23 protein-coding genes and 1 pseudogene are annotated in these 16,760 nt (G+C 68.0%); 12 read left to right on the forward strand and 12 right to left on the reverse strand.

Annotated features, from left to right (window positions below; genetic code table 11):
* Window positions 1–389: 389 nt before the first annotated feature.
* The 6 genes from ADK67_RS41880 to ADK67_RS51830 form a co-directional block, all read right to left on the reverse strand.
* Window positions 390–1,118, reverse strand: a complete 729-nt coding sequence (locus tag ADK67_RS41880; protein WP_053722157.1) for a hypothetical protein — start codon at window positions 1,116–1,118, stop codon at window positions 390–392.
* A gap of 29 nt (window positions 1,119–1,147) precedes the next feature.
* A complete protein-coding gene (locus tag ADK67_RS41885; protein ID WP_053722158.1) occupies window positions 1,148–1,549 on the reverse strand; it encodes a hypothetical protein in 402 nt (133 codons plus the stop codon).
* Between the two features lie 90 nt (window positions 1,550–1,639).
* Entirely contained in the window at window positions 1,640–1,948 is a 309-nt protein-coding gene (locus ADK67_RS41890) for a hypothetical protein (protein ID WP_053722159.1), read from the reverse strand.
* A 432-nt stretch (window positions 1,949–2,380) separates the two neighbouring features.
* Window positions 2,381–2,848 (reverse strand): hypothetical protein, encoded by a 468-nt coding sequence (locus ADK67_RS41895; protein WP_053722160.1) that lies wholly within the window; start codon window positions 2,846–2,848, stop codon window positions 2,381–2,383.
* A gap of 277 nt (window positions 2,849–3,125) precedes the next feature.
* Window positions 3,126–3,665, reverse strand: coding sequence for a type VII secretion system-associated protein (locus ADK67_RS41900; RefSeq protein ID WP_063797910.1), 540 nt, complete (start codon window positions 3,663–3,665; stop codon window positions 3,126–3,128).
* Between the two features lie 56 nt (window positions 3,666–3,721).
* Window positions 3,722–4,477, reverse strand: a complete 756-nt coding sequence (locus ADK67_RS51830; RefSeq protein WP_157621531.1) for a hypothetical protein — start codon at window positions 4,475–4,477, stop codon at window positions 3,722–3,724.
* A 544-nt stretch (window positions 4,478–5,021) separates the two neighbouring features.
* Between ADK67_RS51830 and ADK67_RS50080 the strand changes: the two genes are divergently transcribed.
* Complete coding sequence (locus tag ADK67_RS50080; RefSeq protein ID WP_082404655.1) at window positions 5,022–5,762, forward strand: hypothetical protein; 741 nt, start codon at window positions 5,022–5,024, stop codon at window positions 5,760–5,762.
* Here the strand turns inward: ADK67_RS50080 and ADK67_RS55560 are convergent.
* The 3 genes from ADK67_RS55560 to ADK67_RS41920 all read right to left on the reverse strand — a co-directional run bounded on the left by ADK67_RS55560 (window position 5,665) and on the right by ADK67_RS41920 (window position 7,401).
* Complete coding sequence (locus tag ADK67_RS55560; protein ID WP_053722163.1) at window positions 5,665–6,612, reverse strand: cold-shock protein; 948 nt, start codon at window positions 6,610–6,612, stop codon at window positions 5,665–5,667. The genes ADK67_RS50080 and ADK67_RS55560 overlap by 98 nt on opposite strands.
* A 118-nt stretch (window positions 6,613–6,730) precedes the next feature.
* Window positions 6,731–7,132: an RNA polymerase sigma factor gene (locus ADK67_RS41915; RefSeq protein WP_053722164.1), complete on the reverse strand. Its 402-nt coding sequence runs from the start codon at window positions 7,130–7,132 to the stop codon at window positions 6,731–6,733.
* Window positions 7,129–7,401, reverse strand: a complete 273-nt coding sequence (locus tag ADK67_RS41920; RefSeq protein ID WP_053722165.1) for a hypothetical protein — start codon at window positions 7,399–7,401, stop codon at window positions 7,129–7,131. The genes ADK67_RS41915 and ADK67_RS41920 overlap by 4 nt, the downstream gene beginning before the upstream one ends.
* 364 nt (window positions 7,402–7,765) lie before the next feature.
* Here ADK67_RS41920 and ADK67_RS50085 point away from each other — a divergent pair, with 364 nt between their 5' ends.
* Window positions 7,766–8,554, forward strand: coding sequence for an endonuclease domain-containing protein (locus ADK67_RS50085; RefSeq protein WP_197289882.1), 789 nt, complete (start codon window positions 7,766–7,768; stop codon window positions 8,552–8,554).
* Between the two features lie 76 nt (window positions 8,555–8,630).
* Here ADK67_RS50085 and ADK67_RS41930 read toward each other — a convergent pair whose 3' ends face one another.
* Window positions 8,631–9,752, reverse strand: coding sequence for a hypothetical protein (locus ADK67_RS41930; protein WP_053722167.1), 1,122 nt, complete (start codon window positions 9,750–9,752; stop codon window positions 8,631–8,633).
* Between the two features lie 250 nt (window positions 9,753–10,002).
* Window positions 10,003–10,242 carry a hypothetical protein gene (locus tag ADK67_RS51835; protein ID WP_157621535.1) on the reverse strand — a complete coding sequence of 80 codons (240 nt, stop codon included), beginning with the start codon at window positions 10,240–10,242 and terminating at the stop codon, window positions 10,003–10,005.
* A 66-nt stretch (window positions 10,243–10,308) separates the two neighbouring features.
* On the opposite strand from ADK67_RS51835, the gene ADK67_RS54335 reads away from it, so the two are divergent.
* From ADK67_RS54335 to ADK67_RS41955, 9 genes and pseudogenes are all read left to right on the forward strand, one after another.
* The gene (locus ADK67_RS54335; RefSeq protein WP_231648621.1) at window positions 10,309–10,701 is read left to right on the forward strand and encodes a hypothetical protein; all 393 of its coding nucleotides are present in this window, start codon (window positions 10,309–10,311) and stop codon (window positions 10,699–10,701) included.
* Window positions 10,702–10,767: 66 nt separating this feature from the next.
* Window positions 10,768–11,316 (forward strand): hypothetical protein, encoded by a 549-nt coding sequence (locus tag ADK67_RS54340; protein WP_231648626.1) that lies wholly within the window; start codon window positions 10,768–10,770, stop codon window positions 11,314–11,316.
* Complete coding sequence (locus ADK67_RS54345; RefSeq protein WP_231648622.1) at window positions 11,240–11,428, forward strand: tyrosine-type recombinase/integrase; 189 nt, start codon at window positions 11,240–11,242, stop codon at window positions 11,426–11,428. The genes ADK67_RS54340 and ADK67_RS54345 overlap by 77 nt, the downstream gene beginning before the upstream one ends.
* A complete protein-coding gene (locus tag ADK67_RS41940; RefSeq protein WP_053722190.1) occupies window positions 11,425–11,772 on the forward strand; it encodes a helix-turn-helix domain-containing protein in 348 nt (115 codons plus the stop codon). The genes ADK67_RS54345 and ADK67_RS41940 overlap by 4 nt, the downstream gene beginning before the upstream one ends.
* Window positions 11,772–12,149, forward strand: coding sequence for a hypothetical protein (locus ADK67_RS41945; RefSeq protein WP_053722168.1), 378 nt, complete (start codon window positions 11,772–11,774; stop codon window positions 12,147–12,149). Before ADK67_RS41940 ends, ADK67_RS41945 begins: the two co-directional genes overlap by 1 nt.
* 273 nt (window positions 12,150–12,422) lie before the next feature.
* Window positions 12,423–12,692 (forward strand): hypothetical protein, encoded by a 270-nt coding sequence (locus ADK67_RS41950; protein WP_231648623.1) that lies wholly within the window; start codon window positions 12,423–12,425, stop codon window positions 12,690–12,692.
* Window positions 12,693–12,798: 106 nt separating this feature from the next.
* A pseudogene (locus tag ADK67_RS55565) lies at window positions 12,799–12,975 on the forward strand (helix-turn-helix domain-containing protein); the annotation flags it as partial.
* Between the two features lie 238 nt (window positions 12,976–13,213).
* A complete protein-coding gene (locus ADK67_RS54350) occupies window positions 13,214–13,567 on the forward strand; it encodes a hypothetical protein (RefSeq protein WP_231648624.1) in 354 nt (117 codons plus the stop codon).
* Window positions 13,568–13,682: 115 nt separating this feature from the next.
* Window positions 13,683–13,907, forward strand: a complete 225-nt coding sequence (locus tag ADK67_RS41955) for a nucleotide disphospho-sugar-binding domain-containing protein (RefSeq protein ID WP_053722170.1) — start codon at window positions 13,683–13,685, stop codon at window positions 13,905–13,907.
* A 29-nt stretch (window positions 13,908–13,936) separates the two neighbouring features.
* Here the strand turns inward: ADK67_RS41955 and ADK67_RS41960 are convergent, their stop codons facing one another.
* Window positions 13,937–14,923 carry an Acg family FMN-binding oxidoreductase gene (locus tag ADK67_RS41960; protein ID WP_053722171.1) on the reverse strand — a complete coding sequence of 329 codons (987 nt, stop codon included), beginning with the start codon at window positions 14,921–14,923 and terminating at the stop codon, window positions 13,937–13,939.
* 164 nt (window positions 14,924–15,087) lie between these two features.
* On the opposite strand from ADK67_RS41960, the gene ADK67_RS41965 reads away from it, so the two are divergent.
* On the forward strand, window positions 15,088–16,758 hold the full coding sequence (locus ADK67_RS41965) for a GAF domain-containing sensor histidine kinase (protein WP_053722172.1): 1,671 nt from the start codon (window positions 15,088–15,090) through the stop codon (window positions 16,756–16,758).
* The last annotated feature ends 2 nt before the right edge of the window (window positions 16,759–16,760 follow it).

Consider the following 16,760-nt stretch of genomic DNA (forward strand, 5'->3'; position numbering starts at 1 on the left):
ACGAAGACCCCAAGCCCTTCGTCTGGACCAAGGACGCGGACGAGATCCTCGAACGCCTCGCCTCATATCTTGATCGAATTCCTGGCGCAGGACACTAGCCGACCACGCGGCGTGGACACCAGGGGGACCCCGGCCGTTCGCTGCACCGGGCACCGGGCACCGACTCTGGCGGCGGCACATGCGCTCGTGCGGGCGGGTGGACCTCGTGGTGGTGGACGTCCCGACCCGCCTGAATACGTTCGGCGCGGGCGTGCGCGAGCGCGTCGTTGACCAGATGCACGCGCTGGCGGGATTTCGAACCGACGGCGTTCAACGACTCTCTCGTCGGCCGCGACTTTGCTGGTCAGAAGCTGGACAGGGAAGCACACGGACGCCTTCGGAGCAGTATGTCAAGTAGTAGGGATCGGAAGCTTGAACGTGCGATTCCACGTCGGGACCACCGGCCCCGATCCGGCGCCGTCTGACAGCCCGCTGAGGAACGCGACGACGAACGATCCCAGTACCAATACCGCCAGGAACGCGGCCACTGCGAGCCAGCCGTAAGTCCCGCCCGTGAGCACTTGTCCGCCGGGAACCTGTCGCCCGAGCAGTTGGAACACGTGCTGCTCAGCTGGCGCCGCCGCAGCGAGCAACGTCGTGGACGTCCTCGGCGTGGTGCTCCACGCGGTGATGGCCTGGTACGCGACGTAGGCACCTCGCAGCAGCAACACGAACACAATGGCGGGTATGCCGACGTACAGAACGGCGGTGGCGACTGCAGTCCCGGTCGCGCGTCCTGCAGACGCCGCGACCTCCTGCGCCCCGGGAAGGATGTTCTCCTTCGAGAACCAGCCGAAGAATCCGACGACCGCTGCGATGGCCGCAGTCCATACCTGGATCTTCGTCGTGGGATCCTTCTCTGCGGCGGCCGCTGATACCGCTTGAGCATCCATCGCCATTGAGCTGGCGCCGGGAATCATTCCCTCGGCCGCGACAAGACCCTGTGCACGAGCCATCAGCGTCCTCGTGACAATCAACCGGTCGACGATCGACAACTCGTCCACTTGGTGCAGGATCGCGCGCCACTGATCGAGGACGTCATGGTGCGCGAGTTCTATTTCGGCGGCTGTAGGCGACATGAATCACCTCCCTGCATTAGCCCGACCTGTTACCCATGGTAGGCGTCACCCGAGAGGGCTGCTGTGTTCGTGACCGGATTGGTGTGTGGAGCAGGCTCACGCATTATCTTCCTGGAGTTAAAAAGCTCCTCGCGGAGGATGCTCTCCAGGTTCCCGCGCAAGATCTCCATCGGACCCGACTTCCGCACGACAAAGATCGGATACGCGTTGTCGGCGGCCTTGTAGACCGGGAGGAGGTTGCGCGCGATCGCGAGTCCGGACTTCTCCGGAACCAGGCCGCCGTGGAAGTGGAGGACCGCTCGCTCGGACTTCATCGCCTCCGTCAACATGGCGGCTACGTCCTCGGCAGGTGATGTATCCAAGATTTCACCGTCTGCACCGGTAACGATCACGTGCCCGCGCAACTCGGCTGGGATGTCGACGCGCTCCATCGCGGCACCTCCCGCTTCCTTCGATAAAAGCAGTTGGGTGCACGTGGAGTCGAACTTGATCTGATCGGCGTTACCGGCCGACGGAACTTGTCACCCGAATGGGTGACAGAATCCGCACGTACTGTGATCGAAGAGGTCCAGTTGCGATTTCACGGCCTCATCCGGGGGCGAGTTCTTCAGCACCGACATTCTTCGGTGCCCGATCTGGAGCCACCAACCCCCCGGCCGCGTCATATCCAGGCTCCGCATCACGGCGAGCACGGTGGCGATCTTGTCGGGATCGGTACGCTCAGGGCCGTCACCCGCGTCCCCGGACTCGGAGTCGAGGCCGTAGGCGTCCGGTGTGCACCCAGGCTGGTGCATCCCGCGTGCGAACGGATGACGGTCGTGCAGCGCCATGCCAACATGTCGGTGCCGTGCACGGCGAGCGCAGGTTCCGCAAGGAGTGAAACCGGTTCCCTGCCAGATGAGTGTGTCCGGTCAGAGACAGAGCGTGGGCAGGCCGCTATGTCGTTTGCCGACAGCCCAGCCGGGTTCACCCATGCTCTGCCCCTTGGGTCCGTAAGATCTCATCTCATTTGGAGGTGTGGTGAGTCGACGGGCCCAGCTTGTCGGCTCGGCGGTAGCAGATCACCGCGCAGGCCAGTTGGGTGAATGCCGTGAAGTGGGCGGCCTTGCGTTCTTAGCGGTGGGCCAGTCGTCGGAACCGGGAAACCCACTCCAGGGTGCGTTCGATGACGTACCGGTGCGGGCGGAAGATGGACTCCCACCGTTCCCACGGCCGGGCCGCCTACCGCTGCCGCCACGGCCACACCTGTGCCGCTCGAAAAGTCATCGCTGCTGGTCAGGTGGCGTGTCTGTACTCGTTGACGAGTCCGCCGAGGATGCGGGTGCGGAGCACTCTGCGGGTGTCGAGGTCGTGTACTGCGGCAGGGTGCTGCCGGGCTTCGGGTGGTAGCTGGTCGCGGGCTTGGTGGGGTCGGTGTCGGTTGTAGTGGTCTTCGTTGGTCTTGAGGACTTGTGTGCGTGGGCTTCGCCGGTGATCAGGATGTGGTCGAGGAGTTCGCGTCGGAGGGTGCCGATGACCCGTTCGCAGTGGGCGTTCATCCGGGGCGCCTGCGGCGCGCTCTTGATCACGCGCAGGTCCTCGCCCTGGAAGATGGCGTCGAACGTCTGGCTGTACTTGCCGTCGCGGTCCCGGAGAAGGAAGCGCAGGGCCGCCACCACGTTGTCGCGAATCGCGGCAACCGCGGCGATCCTCCGTTCGAAGGTCGCCGCCTCGCCGATGCTGACCATCACCTGGACTCCCCGTGTCGCCTTGGCCTGATAAGCAAAGCGTGTCGTTTCCGGGCGGTGGAGTCGCTGGGGTCATCCCTCGACGTCGAGGTGCTGTCCCGCCTTCGCGGGTAGGGATATCCCTATGGCACGGTGGAGCGGGCGGTCAGGGGCCGGCGGTCTCGTCCCTGCGGAACTGCTCGGGGTACTTCGACTTGCCTGACACGGCGAACACCCTCGTCCCAGACCGCTGTCCGGGATCAGGGTGTCCAGGTGGTATTCGCGTTCTGCGCGTGGACGGTCAGCGTCCGCCGGGATCCTGCTCGACGTGCGCGCGCAGGGCGCTCGCGACCAGCCGCAGGGAGGCCGGGCCATCCGGGTTCAGCAGGATGTCCGTGCCCTCCGGCAGGACCTGGACCAGGTCGTCGGCCGTGACCTGACCCCAGTGCTCGGTGCCGACCCGCTTCCGGTGCACGGCGGCCGTGGCCACCGCGACACAGGGCACGCCGTCGGGAGCGGCCCCGATCATGAGCTGCCCGTCATCGGACACAGCGACCTCCAGCACCGCGTTCCGGATTGTCGGGATCAGCGCGTCCACGTCCGCCTCACCCCGGGCGACCAGTCGCAGCACCGCGTCGACGGGATCGGTCGGCGAGGCGTCGCCCGCCGGCACGAAGTCGGGGTTGGGCTGGAACAGCCCGAGGTTGCCCTCCTCGTCCAAGGGCCAGCCGCCCACCATCGCCTCGGCGGGCGGCTGCTCGTCCGGGAAGCGCGGGCGCCATTCCGGATCGACCAGCACGGTCCAGTCGCCAGGCTCCGCAGGGGACGACGTGTGATCCATCACTGCCAACACCTCTCCATCGCGAAACCGGAGCCGAATAGCTCCAGTCCAGTTCGCTAGACCACCCGGAATTCGCCCGAGATCTTGGTCCCCTTGGCCTCTCCCTGCTCCACGCCGACCCATGAATGCAGGTCGTCATGAATCGTGTACACTTTCCCGGTCCCCGCGTAAGCAGTACCCGTGTGTCCCGCTTCGCGCACGACTCGCGCTGAGTCACGAGCCAACCTGCCGGACGGGTTTCCGGCTTCGCACGCCAAGTAGACCAGCGGTCGCGTCGGTTCTGCCGCGGACGCCCGTCGGAAGTGCTCGTTGACCTTGACCAGTTGACCGTGGGTTCCACCGTCGATGTAAACCTTCTTGTACTTGGGCGGGCGACCGGGCCGCGCCGTGTTGACATTGATCGTGAACCCTTCCGCGGTCCCGTGTCCGTGCAGGTAGAACGGTAGCCTGTTCGGGTTCCCGGGGTTGTGCCATGGTGCGGACCGGGTCGGTGCGTGGCGGTGGTTGCTGCCCTTGTTGTAGTCAGGGATGTAGCGACGGTCGCTGTTCCGTACCCTTGACGCCCAATTCTCGTTGATCTCTACATCACCGGGCTTGGAAGGGAAGGAGATACCGACGGTTTGGCCGCCCCAGCTTGCCAGTCGTAGTTGCTGCACCTGGTCCGGCGTGAACTTGATCTTATTGCCGTTCGGGGTGATGCCGGACAGTCGCGTGCCACCCGAGCCGGCGCTGGCTCGGGGTTTCGACATCGCGCTGCCCATCACGCGCTCGACCGCGCGACTGGCCTCGGTGATCCGCCCGGAGTTGGCCATCGCATCGTCCGCGATCCGCGAGATCGGCTGCCGCCGGACACCGCCGCTCCGCGGCTGGGGTGCCGGTACCCGCTGGGAGCTGGGGACCGGCCGGCTCGACCGGAATGTCGGCGCCGACGACCGGCGGTGTCTGTTTGAGCCGGTCGGATTGGTCGGGTTGTGCCGAATGGGCGGTGGCAAGGGGTCTCCTGTGAGGAATCAGGCCCAGCGGGCGACGATGGCGGCGACGTCGGCGAGCACGTGGTTCAGCGCGGCCGGTCGGGAGTTCGGTTCGATCGCCAATGCCGGCCAATAGCTGGACTCGCCGTTTCGCCTGCCTTGACAGTCAAAGCGTGTCGTTCCCGGGCAGTGGAGTCGCTGGGGTCATCCCTCGACGTCGAGGTGCTGTCCCGCGTTCGTGGGTAGGGATATCCCTACGGCGCGGCGGAGCGGGGGTGACGCGCGGGCGGTCAGGGGCCCGAGGTCTCCACCATGAACCTGTGCCGCTCGAAAAGTCATCGTCGCTGGTAGAGCAGGGGTGTCAGCGTGTTGAGGGCATGTCCGGGTGATCGTGTCCCTGCTGTACCAGGCGACCCGGAAGCTGCTGTCCATCCCGTCGGCGCTGCTGCGCAGCGAGGCCGCGAAGGACGCCGAACTGCTTGTGCTGCGGCACGAGAATGCGGTCCTTCGTCGGCAACTGGCGGGTGCGGTCCGTTACAAGCCTGCGGATCGATTCTGGTTCGCCGCCCTGTCCGGACTGGTGGACCGTCGCCGTTGGCCAGAGGTCTTTCCCGTTACGCCGGGCACCCTGCTCGCCTGGCACCGCAGGTTCGTGGCCCGCAAGTGGGACCACACCGCGCGGCGACGCACCGGACGTCCACCAACTCGAGCTGCGATCAAGTCGCTCGTGCTGCGGCTCGCCAGAGAGAACCCGCGGTGGGGTCACCGGCGGATCCAGGGCGAACTGGCCCGGCTCGGCCATCGCATCGCCGCCTCGACGGTCTGGCAGATCCTGCACGACGCGGGCATCGACCCGGTGCCACGCCGCACCGGTCCGACCTGGCGGGAGTTCCTCACCGCCCAGGCCCAAGGCATCATCGCGGCGGACTTCCTCCACCTCGACACCGTGCTCGGCAAACGTCTGTGCGCACTGGGGATGAACGAGCACTCTCGTCGGGAAGTGATCAGCCATCGGTGGGGCCGCCTGTTCAGAGGCGTTCGATGCGGTCGGCCTGCGGGCCCCGGTCGCTCTGACGCACCGCGTACCGGACCCGGTCACCCTTCTGCAGCGGCTCCGACCCCATGATCACGGACACGTGGGCGAAGAGATCGTCGCCGCCTGCGTCCGGGGTGATGAAGCCGAAGCCGCGGTCGCCGTCGTAGCGCGCGACGACGCCCTCGCCGGCTCGTACGGGCACGTCCCGCGCGGCCGGCCCTGCGGCCGCGGCAGGTGCCGACCGCTGCGGCGCCGTCTGGGGCTCGGCGCTCCTGACCAAGTGCACGTCGCGGGCCTGCGGGCCCTTGTCTCCACTAGCCACCTCGTAGGCGACGCGGTCGCCCTCCGCGAGCCACGTCAGCCCCTCGGCCAGGGCCTGGGCGTGAACGAAGATGTCCCCGGCGCCGGAGTCGGGGTTGATGAAGCCGAAGCCCTTGTCCTCGTCGTACCAGGCCACCGTGCCGTCGGCACCGTCCGAGATACCAGCCGCAGCGGGTGAGCCGGACCCTGCTCCCAGCGGGATCACGTGCCCGGCCTGCGGGCCGCGCTCGCCTTCGACGATCAGGAATGCCACCCGCTGCCCCTCGGTGACCACGCCGCCGGTCACGATGGCGGAGCTGTGCACGAAGATGTCGGCGCCGCCGCCGTCCGGCGACGCGAAGCCGTACCCCTTGCCCGGCTCGTACCAGTTGACGGTGCCGAGCAGGCCCACGGCGCTGCCGGTGGCCGCATCGGCGGTGACGCGAACGCGCAGCGCCTGGGGCCCGCGGTCGTTCTTGCCGACCTCGAACACCACGGCCTGACCCTCGCGGAGCACTTTCGCGCCGCCGTCCTCGACGATCTCGGAGGCGTGCACGAACACGTCCGGCGAGCCGTCCTCGGGCGCGAGGAAGCCGAAACCACGTTCGGCGTCGAACCAACGGACGGTCCCTTGCGGCATCAAAGGCTCCAGGTCGAGAGGGCGGGCACTGGCCCCCAGTCTCTCTGACGGACTTCCGGTCCGTCGGGCCGGGCCCACGGGCGGGCGGTGCGGAGCCAGGGGCGGGCCGTTGGTTCACCTAGCCTAGCGACACGCCGAGTTGAGACCAGGTCTTATCGTCGAGGGCGATCAGCAGCGCCAGAATCTCGTGCTCGGAGCCGGTGTCGCGGTCGAGATGGTCCAGCAGCACCCGGTCGTCGACGGCGACCGGGCTGGTCAGCCGCCGCCCCTGTGATCGCCACAGGTCGACGATGTCGCGCTTGATACTGGTCTTGAGCATGGCAACCGCACGGCTGCGGCTGACCTCGCCGCGGTCATGCCAGCGGCGTACGAGGTCGGCGGCGGCCTCTTGAACGAGGTCCTCCGCCTGCTGAGGATCGCCGGGCAGCCGCCGCTCGGCGTAGGCGCAGACCTCATCCCAGACCTCCCGCAACAGGGTGGCGAGCCGGTTCTCGCTGTCGGTGTCCAACGGCAGGGTCACGCGCCGCGCTCCCCCTGGGAGTGGCCTGGCGAGGCGGGAGCGGACGGGTTGACTGTCACAGTCCAGTGGCCATCGCTGTCGGCCGCCGACGCCTCGCCCCCGGCTTCGGTATGGGCAAGGACGTCGGCGACGCCGGTCATGGTCCGTCCGCGCACGCGGGCGCGGCGGGTGCCCGCGCCGTGTTCGGCGAGGCTGGCCAGCAGCCCGGCGAACCTGCCGCGGCGTACCGGCTCCCACCCCACGACCGTGTCCTCGTCGTGACCGTCCATCGTCGTCCTCTCGCCGCCGTGTCCGCTGGCTCGTGCGGGCCGACACCGGGTAACTCGCACCAGCGGCATCCGATACGAAACGCCGCAGCGTAACCGCCGAATCCCGCAGGTCAGAGAGGGCCGGCACGCACCCTCGGTGAGGGGCACAGGCGCCGAGCCGACCGGCGCGGTGATGCCGGTGCCGGTCGCGTGGCCTCACAGAGGCACGAACCGACGGCTGCTCTTGTCGCCTGGTTGGGGGACCGGGCCCATCTCTGCCTGACGTCGGGCCTCGCAGGGGTGCGCCCCGATGCCGTCGACCCGCATAGCCGCAGACGTCGATACCGCGCTCCCGCCAAGCGTCGAATCGGGTACACCAGGTGTCGTGGAGTTGGACGACCTGCCTGAGCACCGACGGCGCGCGCTGCTGTGGCGTTATGCGATGGAGTTGAACCGCGAGGGTGTGGCCGATCTGGTGCGCCGGGCAAATCCCCGGTGGTGCCTGGGTCAGGTGACCGTCAGCGCGGAGCCCGATCCCGTATCGGTAGCGGTGCTCGGTGATGACGGGCTGCATCATCTGCGTGTCGGTGACGAGTACATGTGTGCTCAGGCACGGCGGCGTGCTGACGCACCCGGACTGCTGCGCCATACCAAGAGGTACGGGTGGTGGGTGGATCAGGACGGGTTGGTCGTATCCGAACCGAGAGGTCCTCGGCCGCGAGGACGCGGCAGTCGGTTGGTCCGGGAGCGTGTGTTGACGGTGCGGTGGACGATTCGCCTGACCGACACGGTGACCGAGCCTGATCTGGTGCCCTACCGGATGCGCTGTCACCGTCACTACCACTGGCCGCCGTTGCGGACCACCCGCAATGGACTGGGACGGGTTCGGGCCGCACTGATCGAGGCCCTCGGGGATCGTTGCCAGACCTGCGGTCGCCGAGGCGAGGTCGTCGACCATGACCACTTCACCGGGTTCGTCCGCGGATGGCTGTGCAAGTTCTGCAACCACATCGTCGACGACTGCCCACACCCGGCCGGTTGCCCGTTCGCCGAGTACCTCAACGACCCGCCCGCGACACCGCTGCGCCTGCGACATCCCAAGGCGAGCGACGACGCCCGGAAACCGGCCAGTTTGGCCCGTATCGAACGGCTTGGCTACACCCCTTTCACGTGACCCGAACACTGCGACTGAGGATGTAGCAGGGAAACCTCTCGGGTACTGGGCCTGGGCGGGCGTAGGCGCCGGGAGATCAAGTGGAGTAGCGCTCGGCGAGGCGGTCGAAGAAGGTGGCGAGCCGTTGGCGGTTGGTGGGGGTGTCGGTGAGTTCGGTGCCGCCGAAGCGGTAGACCTCATAGCCGCGCAGGCGCAGCTCGCGGTCCTCGGCGACCATCTCGCCATACCGGCGTGGGTCGGCCTGTCCGGTGGCGGGGTCGGCGTAATGCTGTTTGCCATCGCATTCGATGACGATGCGGATGCATTGAGGCAGCAGCAGGAGGAAGTCCATACGCTGGTGTGCCAAAGGTGCGGTGGCGGGTACGTGGTGTGATCGGGTGTAGGGGTCGTAGTGCAGGTACACCTGGGGTAGCAGCGCCGGGATGTCGGGGCCGAGTCGGAGGTGGCGGTCGGCGTAGGTGCGCAGGACCCTGCGTTCGGCGTCGTTGGTGCCCAGTGAGCGGTCCAGGCGTCGGTACAGGCTGCTCGAAATCTCGTCGGACCGGGCTCCGATCAGTTTTTCCCGGTCGGCCCACCAGACGGTCAGGTCGGTCCAGGTCAGCCCTCGGGCCGGGAGGGGCCGGTCGTAGACGAGGCAGAACTGCTCGTTCTTCACGACGCGGATGTCGTTGTTGACCGCGTCGCTGAACACGATCTCCGGTTTGGGACCGTCGGCGGCGAAGAGCAGGTTCTTCCCCGAGCCTGGCACGCCTGTGTCGATGCGGTGGGCGGCGAAGATCGGGGTGCCGCTGATGGCGTCGACCTGGACGAGTTCGTAGCCGTCGTGGGCCAGGATCCGGTTGAGCAGGGCGTGCAGGTGCTCGACTTCGACCAGGTCGGTGCGGACCGCGGGGTGCAGCATCTCGGCCAGGAACTCCACCAGTGCCTGGTCGCTGTCGGCCAGGCCGAACCGTTGGTCGTGGAAAATCCAGTCCTCGTCCCAGTCGAGGTTGGCCCGGCGGTGTCGGATGATGTCCTCGCGCGCAGTGGTGTGCCGGGAGTCGGTGCTGGGTAGTTGGTCGAGGTCGTAGAGACGGTCGAGGAAGTCGATCTCGTCGAGCCCTCCACTCCAGGACGTGTGGGCCAGTGCCTCAAGGAGGCGACGTCGGGTGACGCCGGTGATGCGACTGTTGGCGGCGATGGTGCACCTCCTGAGCATTAGGTGGTCGGCTGTTCATAGCTGGCGTCGGGACAGGAGTGTCAACGAGTGGGTGGTGTTCGGGCCGCTGTCGGGTCGCAGTTGCCTGCACCGGGGGACTGGCGCGATGCCTCGGGGCCTCCTGGGTGGTCTGGAGTTCTCCGATGAGACCGAGGATCAGGTGACATCCCAGTTCGTTCGGCCCCTGTCATCGCGGCGTCGTCAAGCATGGCTTGCGGGAGCATGCGGTGCGACGGTGCTGTTTCGAGATTCAGAGCCAGCAGGGCTTGAGGAGGCGCAGTCCGCCTTCGGTGCGGACATAGGCGTCCGGATTTTCGCAAAGGAGTCGCAGTTCGTTCTTGAGAAGTTCGCGCCTGCTGTCGGCCATGTCGAGACAGTTGTCAAGTGCTTCGATCCATTCTCTCACGTGCTGGTAGATGTCGCCGCTGTTGACGATCGTCAGGGAAGGTGGGACGGCAATCGCCTTGTAACCCTGTTGGTTTTTGCGCACACAGGAGTACAGGCGGCTGTTCTTGGCCGGGTCAGGCGATCGAACGACATCAGATGAGGGGCGCCCGTGGACCGTGGCCGGGGTGAGTTGCCTGGTTCGGCGCGGCTGGAGTTGGTCGACGGCGTCGCGTTGCTGCACCCCGAGGACGCGGTGTTGGAGGCGATGCTGTCCGGGTGGGACAAGCAGCTTCGAGGCGGTCGGCGGTTGAACGGCGGCACCGTAGGAAGCTACCGGCGCGCGGTGACGGCGTTCCTGGAGTTCAGTGGCGAGTACCCGTGGTGTTGGACCGCTGCCCACATGGACGAGTGGATGGGCGAGTTGGTGACGGGGGCGAAGCGCAAGCCGTCGACGTTGCGCAACTACCAGACGGGTGTGCGGGACTTCTGCAATTACCTGACCTCGCCCGCCTACCGCTGGGCCGAGGAGTGCGAGGCCCGGTTCGGCACCCATCCGGTGTAGGTCTGTCATGAGTGGAACACCGTCAGCCATGTCGCGGACTACGAGGGCGGTCCGGACCGCCGTCCGATGAGCAGGGACGAACTTCAGCGGTTCTTCGATCACGCCGATGACCGGGTCGAGCGGGCGATCCGGCTGCGTCGCAAGGGGGCGCTGACCGCTTACCGCGACGCGACGGTGTTCAAGGTGATCTACGGGTGGGGTCTGCGGGTCCGTGAAGCGTCGAAGTTGGACCTGGAGGACTGCTACCGCAATCCGAAGGCGCCGGAGTTCGGGCGGTTCGGGCAGTTGCACGTGAGGTGGGGGAAGGCCAGTCGGGGCTCGCCGCCGCGGCGGCGGATGGTGCTCAGTGTCATGCCGTGGGCGGTGGAGGCGTTGGAGGACTACGTGGTCAACGTGCGGCCGTTGTTGGGGGTGGGGGACAGTCGGGCGTTGTTCGTGACCGAGCGCGGCACGCGGCTGCAGACCCGGGAGATGGAGTCGCGGTTCGGCGAGTACCGGGACGAACTGGGTATGGAGGAGGCGCTGGTCCCCGCACTGCATGAGGCACAGCTATGTGACCCATCTGATCGAGGACGGCACCGATCCAAAGTTCGTGCAGGAGCAGGTCGGGCATAGGTACGCGTCCACGACCGCGCTCTACACCGCGGTCAACGGCGACTTCATGAACACGATGATGCAGCGGGCGCTGGAGCGGGCGTTCGCCGAGGACGGGGAGTGGTCCGGATGAGCAGGCTCGACTACCGGTGGCATCTGCGGGAGTTGATGGCGACTCGCGGCATTTTCTCCACCAGCGATCTCCGCCCGCTGCTGGCCGAGCGGGGCATCGATTTGTCGACCAGCCAGGTCTATCGGCTGGTCGTCGAACGCCCCGAGCGCTTGAATCTCAAGACCCTGGTCGCGCTGATGGACATCCTGGGCTGCGGGATGGAGCAGCTGATCGAACCCGTGGCGACGGCACGACCCGCACGCCAGGCCAAGGCGTCGGGGGACGGGACCGCTCCGGCCGAAGGAGCGGCGGCGTTGGGCACGCTGCGTCCCAGGCGGGCCTGGATCACCCGACCCCAAGCCTGATGACCAGGCGACCCGATGTCGGCTTCGCCGCGACCGTGCTGGCCGATCCCCGAGGCACGATCCTTTCCGCGGTGGCACTGGTCGAACCTGGGTGGTTGTGGTGGCTAATAGGGATCGTGCTCGCTCCCGTCGCGCTCCTCGTCGTGCCCCCACTCTTCGCCTTGCTCCTCGAATTAGGCCAGTACCTGCTCCTACGATTCCTCGCCTCCGGCAGCGCCGAATACGACGCGGTCAGGGACGGACACCCCTCACGCGCGCACCTGGCCGGACGCCACCGCCCACTCAAACGATGGGCACCGCGCTGCCAGCACTGCTTCGAGCAGTACGAAGAGCAACGACGCCAGGAACGGCGGCAAGCCCGCGGAGAGTCCACCTAGGCGGCCCGCCATCTGAGGCCAATCCCGACACAACGGGACATGCCAGGCGGCCAGAAGACAGAACTCCGCAGGTTCCAATATCCGGGGTTACCAACATCGGGCGCGCGACGAGCAGGGTGCCGAGGGTACGGGCACGGTGGCCAGTGCCGATGAGTCCACCGAGGACTGGAGTGCGCCGCAATCTGCGGGTATCGAGGTCGTCTACCGCGGCAGGACGCTGCTGGCCTCGAGTGGCGTTGACCGTGGCAGTTGATCGCGAGCGGGGTGGTGGCGATGTACCTCAAGGGCGCCGGGGTTGGTCAGCCGATGGCCAGGGAGTTGAAGGAGACGGCCGAGAGCGTTCTCGCTGCGGACTACGACGGGCGTACGGTCGTCGAACTGCTGCAGAACGGGCACGATCCTGCCCGGTTCGACGGGCGGCTTGAGTTCTTCCTGGACGAGACCGAGGGAGAGCACGGTGTCCTGTACGCGGCCAACGGCGGGAAACCTCTGAACGCGGACAATTTCGGTTCCATGTGCCTGATCACGCTGAGCAGCAAGTAGCGCGTTGGCTCGATCCCCCGGATCGTCCGAGCCATTCTCCCCGCAGGGTCACGGTCGTCGTGAACGGTGACCCTTGACACGCCGAGCAGGAACCGCGCAGCTGCGGATGCTGGTGCTCGCGCGCGAGTCGCGCGGGTTGAAGCAGGGTGACGTGGCCGAGGCCACGAGGGAACTGGAAGGCCACGGGTCCAAGGTGAGCCAGGCCTACGTCAGTCGCGCGGAGGCGGGTCGACTGACGGTGTCCGGTGATCGGCTCGAACCGTATGCCCGCGCGCTCGAAGACCCACCTGAACTGCTGGTCCTGCGCGAAACGGAAGTCGGGGCGGGGCACGGGCTGATCCACCACCGGAAGAAGCAGGCGGTGGCTGTGCCGGACCTGCGTCGCGTCCACGCGGTGCTCAACCTGACTGGCATCCAACTGAAGGGCACCTTCTCCTCAAGTCCGTGGGCGATGAGCCGTCGCCGAAACCGGTCAACACAGTGTTGTCGAATCCGGGATCGGACAGGTCCGGACCCAGCCCGTGCCCCATGCTGTCGCTGCCCAACTGCCCAACTGCCTCAACCGCGCCACCTACCTGGCGGTGAGCGCGATGCTGCGGGCCTACGCCGGCATCGCCGACCGGTGCCGGGTCGACCAGCTCGGCCTGCCGCGTCGGCGCGGCGCCCACGACCTGCTGCACGACCAGCACGGCCGTGACCGCCTGGTGCTCCCGGCGTTCAGCCGACTGACCACCCCTGTCGCCCAGGACTGGCCGACCGCCGTGCGACCACCGGCTTCTGGTACCTGCCCGAAGTCCCGTGGACACCGCCGCCGGACCTCGAGGAGTTCCTGTCCACCGGACCACCGCCGGTCTACGTCGGCTTCGGCAGCATGACCGGCCGCGACACCGCGCGCACCGGCCGGATCCTCACCGAGGCGGTCCGCGCGGCCGGTGTCCGCGCGTGCCGGCCACCGGTCGAGGCGGCATCACCCCACCATCCACACCGGACGTGCACGTCATCGATCAGGTGCCGCACCGGTGGCTGTTCCCGCGCCTGGGCGCCGTGGTGCACCACGGGGGAGCGGGCACCACCGCCGCCGCGCTGACCGCCGGCGTGCCGCAGGTGGTGTGCCCGTTCGTCGCCGACCGGCTCCACTGGGCGCACCCCGTCCACGCCGCCGGCGTCGCACCACCGCCGGTCCTGGCTGCGGCGCATGGACCGCAAGCGCCGTGACGGGCTGCGTTGGTTCAGTCGCCGCAAGCTCAAGCCGTTCTGATCGGCTCCAGAAGGAGCTTCCGCACGGTACGGCGGGGACTGGCGGGGACGGGTGAGCCGAAGCCGATGCGCAGGACGGTCTGAGGTTCGAGGGTTCCGCCGAGGGCGCGGCGGAGCTCGTCGCGGACGGGACGCACCTCGATCGCCTGGGACATGAAGGAGGCGGAGAGGCCGAGGGTGGTGGCGGTGAGGAGCACGCGTTGCAGGGCTTGGCCTGCTTGGAGTTCGGCGAGGGGTCCGTTGTAGAACGAGCACAGCACGACGACGAGCGGGTCGGATTCGTAGTCCTTGCCCGGTGGGCGTTCGGCGGCCTGGAAGTCGCGCATCGCCCACTCGTCCTGGGGCGCGGGACGTACGCCGCCGGACGCGGGTGGGATGCCGTCGCCGGTTCGCGGGCCGGTCCAGTCGGTCAGTTCGGCCCGCACGTCCGGCGCGCTGGCCTGGATCCGCTGCGCCTTGGCCACGAGACCCTGCAGCCGGGCGCGTTCGTTCCGGTCGGTCACGACGTGCAGCCACGACCGCTCTCGTTCGGCGGCGCGTACCAGCGCGTGCCGGTGTTCGAGGGGTACCGGCACGTCCCGGAACGGCTTGCGGTTGGAGCGCCGCGTCGGGATCGCCTTGATCAGCTGCCGGGTCTCGTCGTCGAGGTCTCGGTGACCGCCTCGGCGGACCGTGGCCAGTGCTCCGGGTGCTTCGGCGCCCGGGACCAGGGTGACCAGGGGTCGGATGCGGTGGTCGCGCAGGGCGAGGCGGAGGTTGAACAGGGCCGCGCCGCACGACAGCCGCATTTCCCGGTCGTCGGGATCGGTGGCGGGCAGCCTGCGTGCCTGGTCGGCGTGCAGTTCGATCCGGTCGTGTGCGAGTCGGAACCGCCAGGGTTGGGTGTTGTGCACCGATGGGGCGAGCGTGACGGTCGTGAGCACGTCGGTCACCTCGTCTGCGGAAAGCCCGAGCACCTCGGTCACGTCTGCCATATCGTCCCTGCCTACTTCTGCTGATCGAACCAACACCTCCACTGTGCGTCGCCGGGGAGCGGGAACACACGGTCGAAGGTCCCTTCCGAGCAGGGTCCGGCGGACTTGGCCGCGTCTGGTGGTGGTGAGAGGCTGGTCCCGTGGTCGAATCTGCTGACGAGGAGATGCCGCACCGCCTGCTGGGTGGGTTGCGGTTGGACGAGTTGCTGGACGAGGTTCGGGAGCGGCTGACCGAGATCGCCTCGACCAGGGACAAGATGCAGGGTCTCCTGGACGCCGTCATCGCGGTCGGCGCGGGGTTGGAGCTGGATTCGACGCTGCAGCGGATCGTGCAGGCCGCCGTGGAGCTGGTCGGCGCGCGGTACGGGGCGTTGGGCGTGCTGGGCACCCAGGAGAACCTGTCGGAGTTCGTCTACGTCGGCATCGACCCGGAGACGCGGTCGCACATGGGGCACCTGCCGCAGGGCAAGGGCCTGCTCGGGCTGCTGATCAAGGATCCCCGGGCGATCCGGCTGCACGACCTGGCCGAGCACCCGGCGTCGGTGGGCTTCCCGCCGAACCACCCGCCGATGCACAGCTTCCTCGGCGTTCCGGTGCGGGTGCGCGACGAGGTGTTCGGCAACCTCTACATGACGGAGAAGATCGACGGCAACGACTTCAGCGCCGATGACGAGGTCGTGCTGACCGCGCTGGCCGCGGCGGCCGGCGTCGCGGTGGAGAACGCCCGGTTGTTCGAGCGGTCGCGGATGCGTGAGCGGTGGCTGGAGGCCACCGCGGAGGTCAACACTGAGCTGCTGGGCGGCGCTTCGGCCGACGACGCGCTTCGGCTGATCGCGCAGCGGACCCGTGAGCTGGCGGCGGCGACGATGTCGCTGATCGTGCTGGTCGAGGGCGTGGACGGGCAGCGGTTGAGGATGGTCGCGGGCGTGGGTGAGCACGTCGAGGGCCTGCTCGGCGGTCTGCTGGCCGGTGCCGGGACGGTCGTGGGGGAGGTGCTCGCCTCCGGCACGCCGATGCTGATCGAGGACCTCGATGGTCGGCTTGGTGACGCGCCCCTCGACGCGGGTCCGGGGGTCGCGGTGCCGTTGCGGGTGGGTTCGGCCGTGACGGGTGTGCTGCTGGTGGCGCGGGAGAAGGACGGCGCCCGGTTCGGTGCGGAGCAGGTGCCGTTGCTGGCGTCGTTCGCCGACCAGGCGGCGGTGGCGTTGGAGTTCGCCGAGAACCAGCGGGCGCGCAGGTTGGTGGACGTGCTGGAGGATCGGGACAGGATCGCGCGTGACCTGCACGACCACGTGATCCAGCGGTTGTTCGCCACCGGTATGAGCCTGCAGGGCGCGTTGGGTGCGATCCGCGAACCTCAGGTGCGGGAGCGGGTGCGCAAGGCGGTGCACCAGTTGGACGAGACGGTGCTGGAGATCCGTACGTCGATCTTCGACCTCCAGGCGGGCGACGACCTGCCGGGTCTGCGGCGGCGTCTGTTGGACCTGGTGTCCGAGCTGACGGAGAACGCGCCGGTCACGCCGACCGTGCGGATGACCGGGACGGTGGACAACTCGGTGCCCGACGACGTCGGCGAGCACGCCGAGGCGGTGGTTCGGGAGGCGGTCACCAACGTGGTCCGGCACGCCAGGGCGAAGGAGTTGGTGCTCACCGTGGAGGCGGGCGACGAGTTGACCATCACGGTCGTGGACGACGGTGTGGGCATGCCGCCGCAGGTGGCCCGCAGCGGGTTGCGCAACCTCGAACAGCGGGCCGGCGCGTTGGGCGGTACCTGTTCGGTGACCGCCGAACCCGGCGGCGGTACCCGCCTGACCTGGCAGGTTCCGCTGGTGTGACG

The organism is Saccharothrix sp. NRRL B-16348 (assembly GCF_001280085.1).
In the GTDB taxonomy this organism is placed as follows: Bacteria; Actinomycetota; Actinomycetes; order Mycobacteriales; family Pseudonocardiaceae; genus Actinosynnema.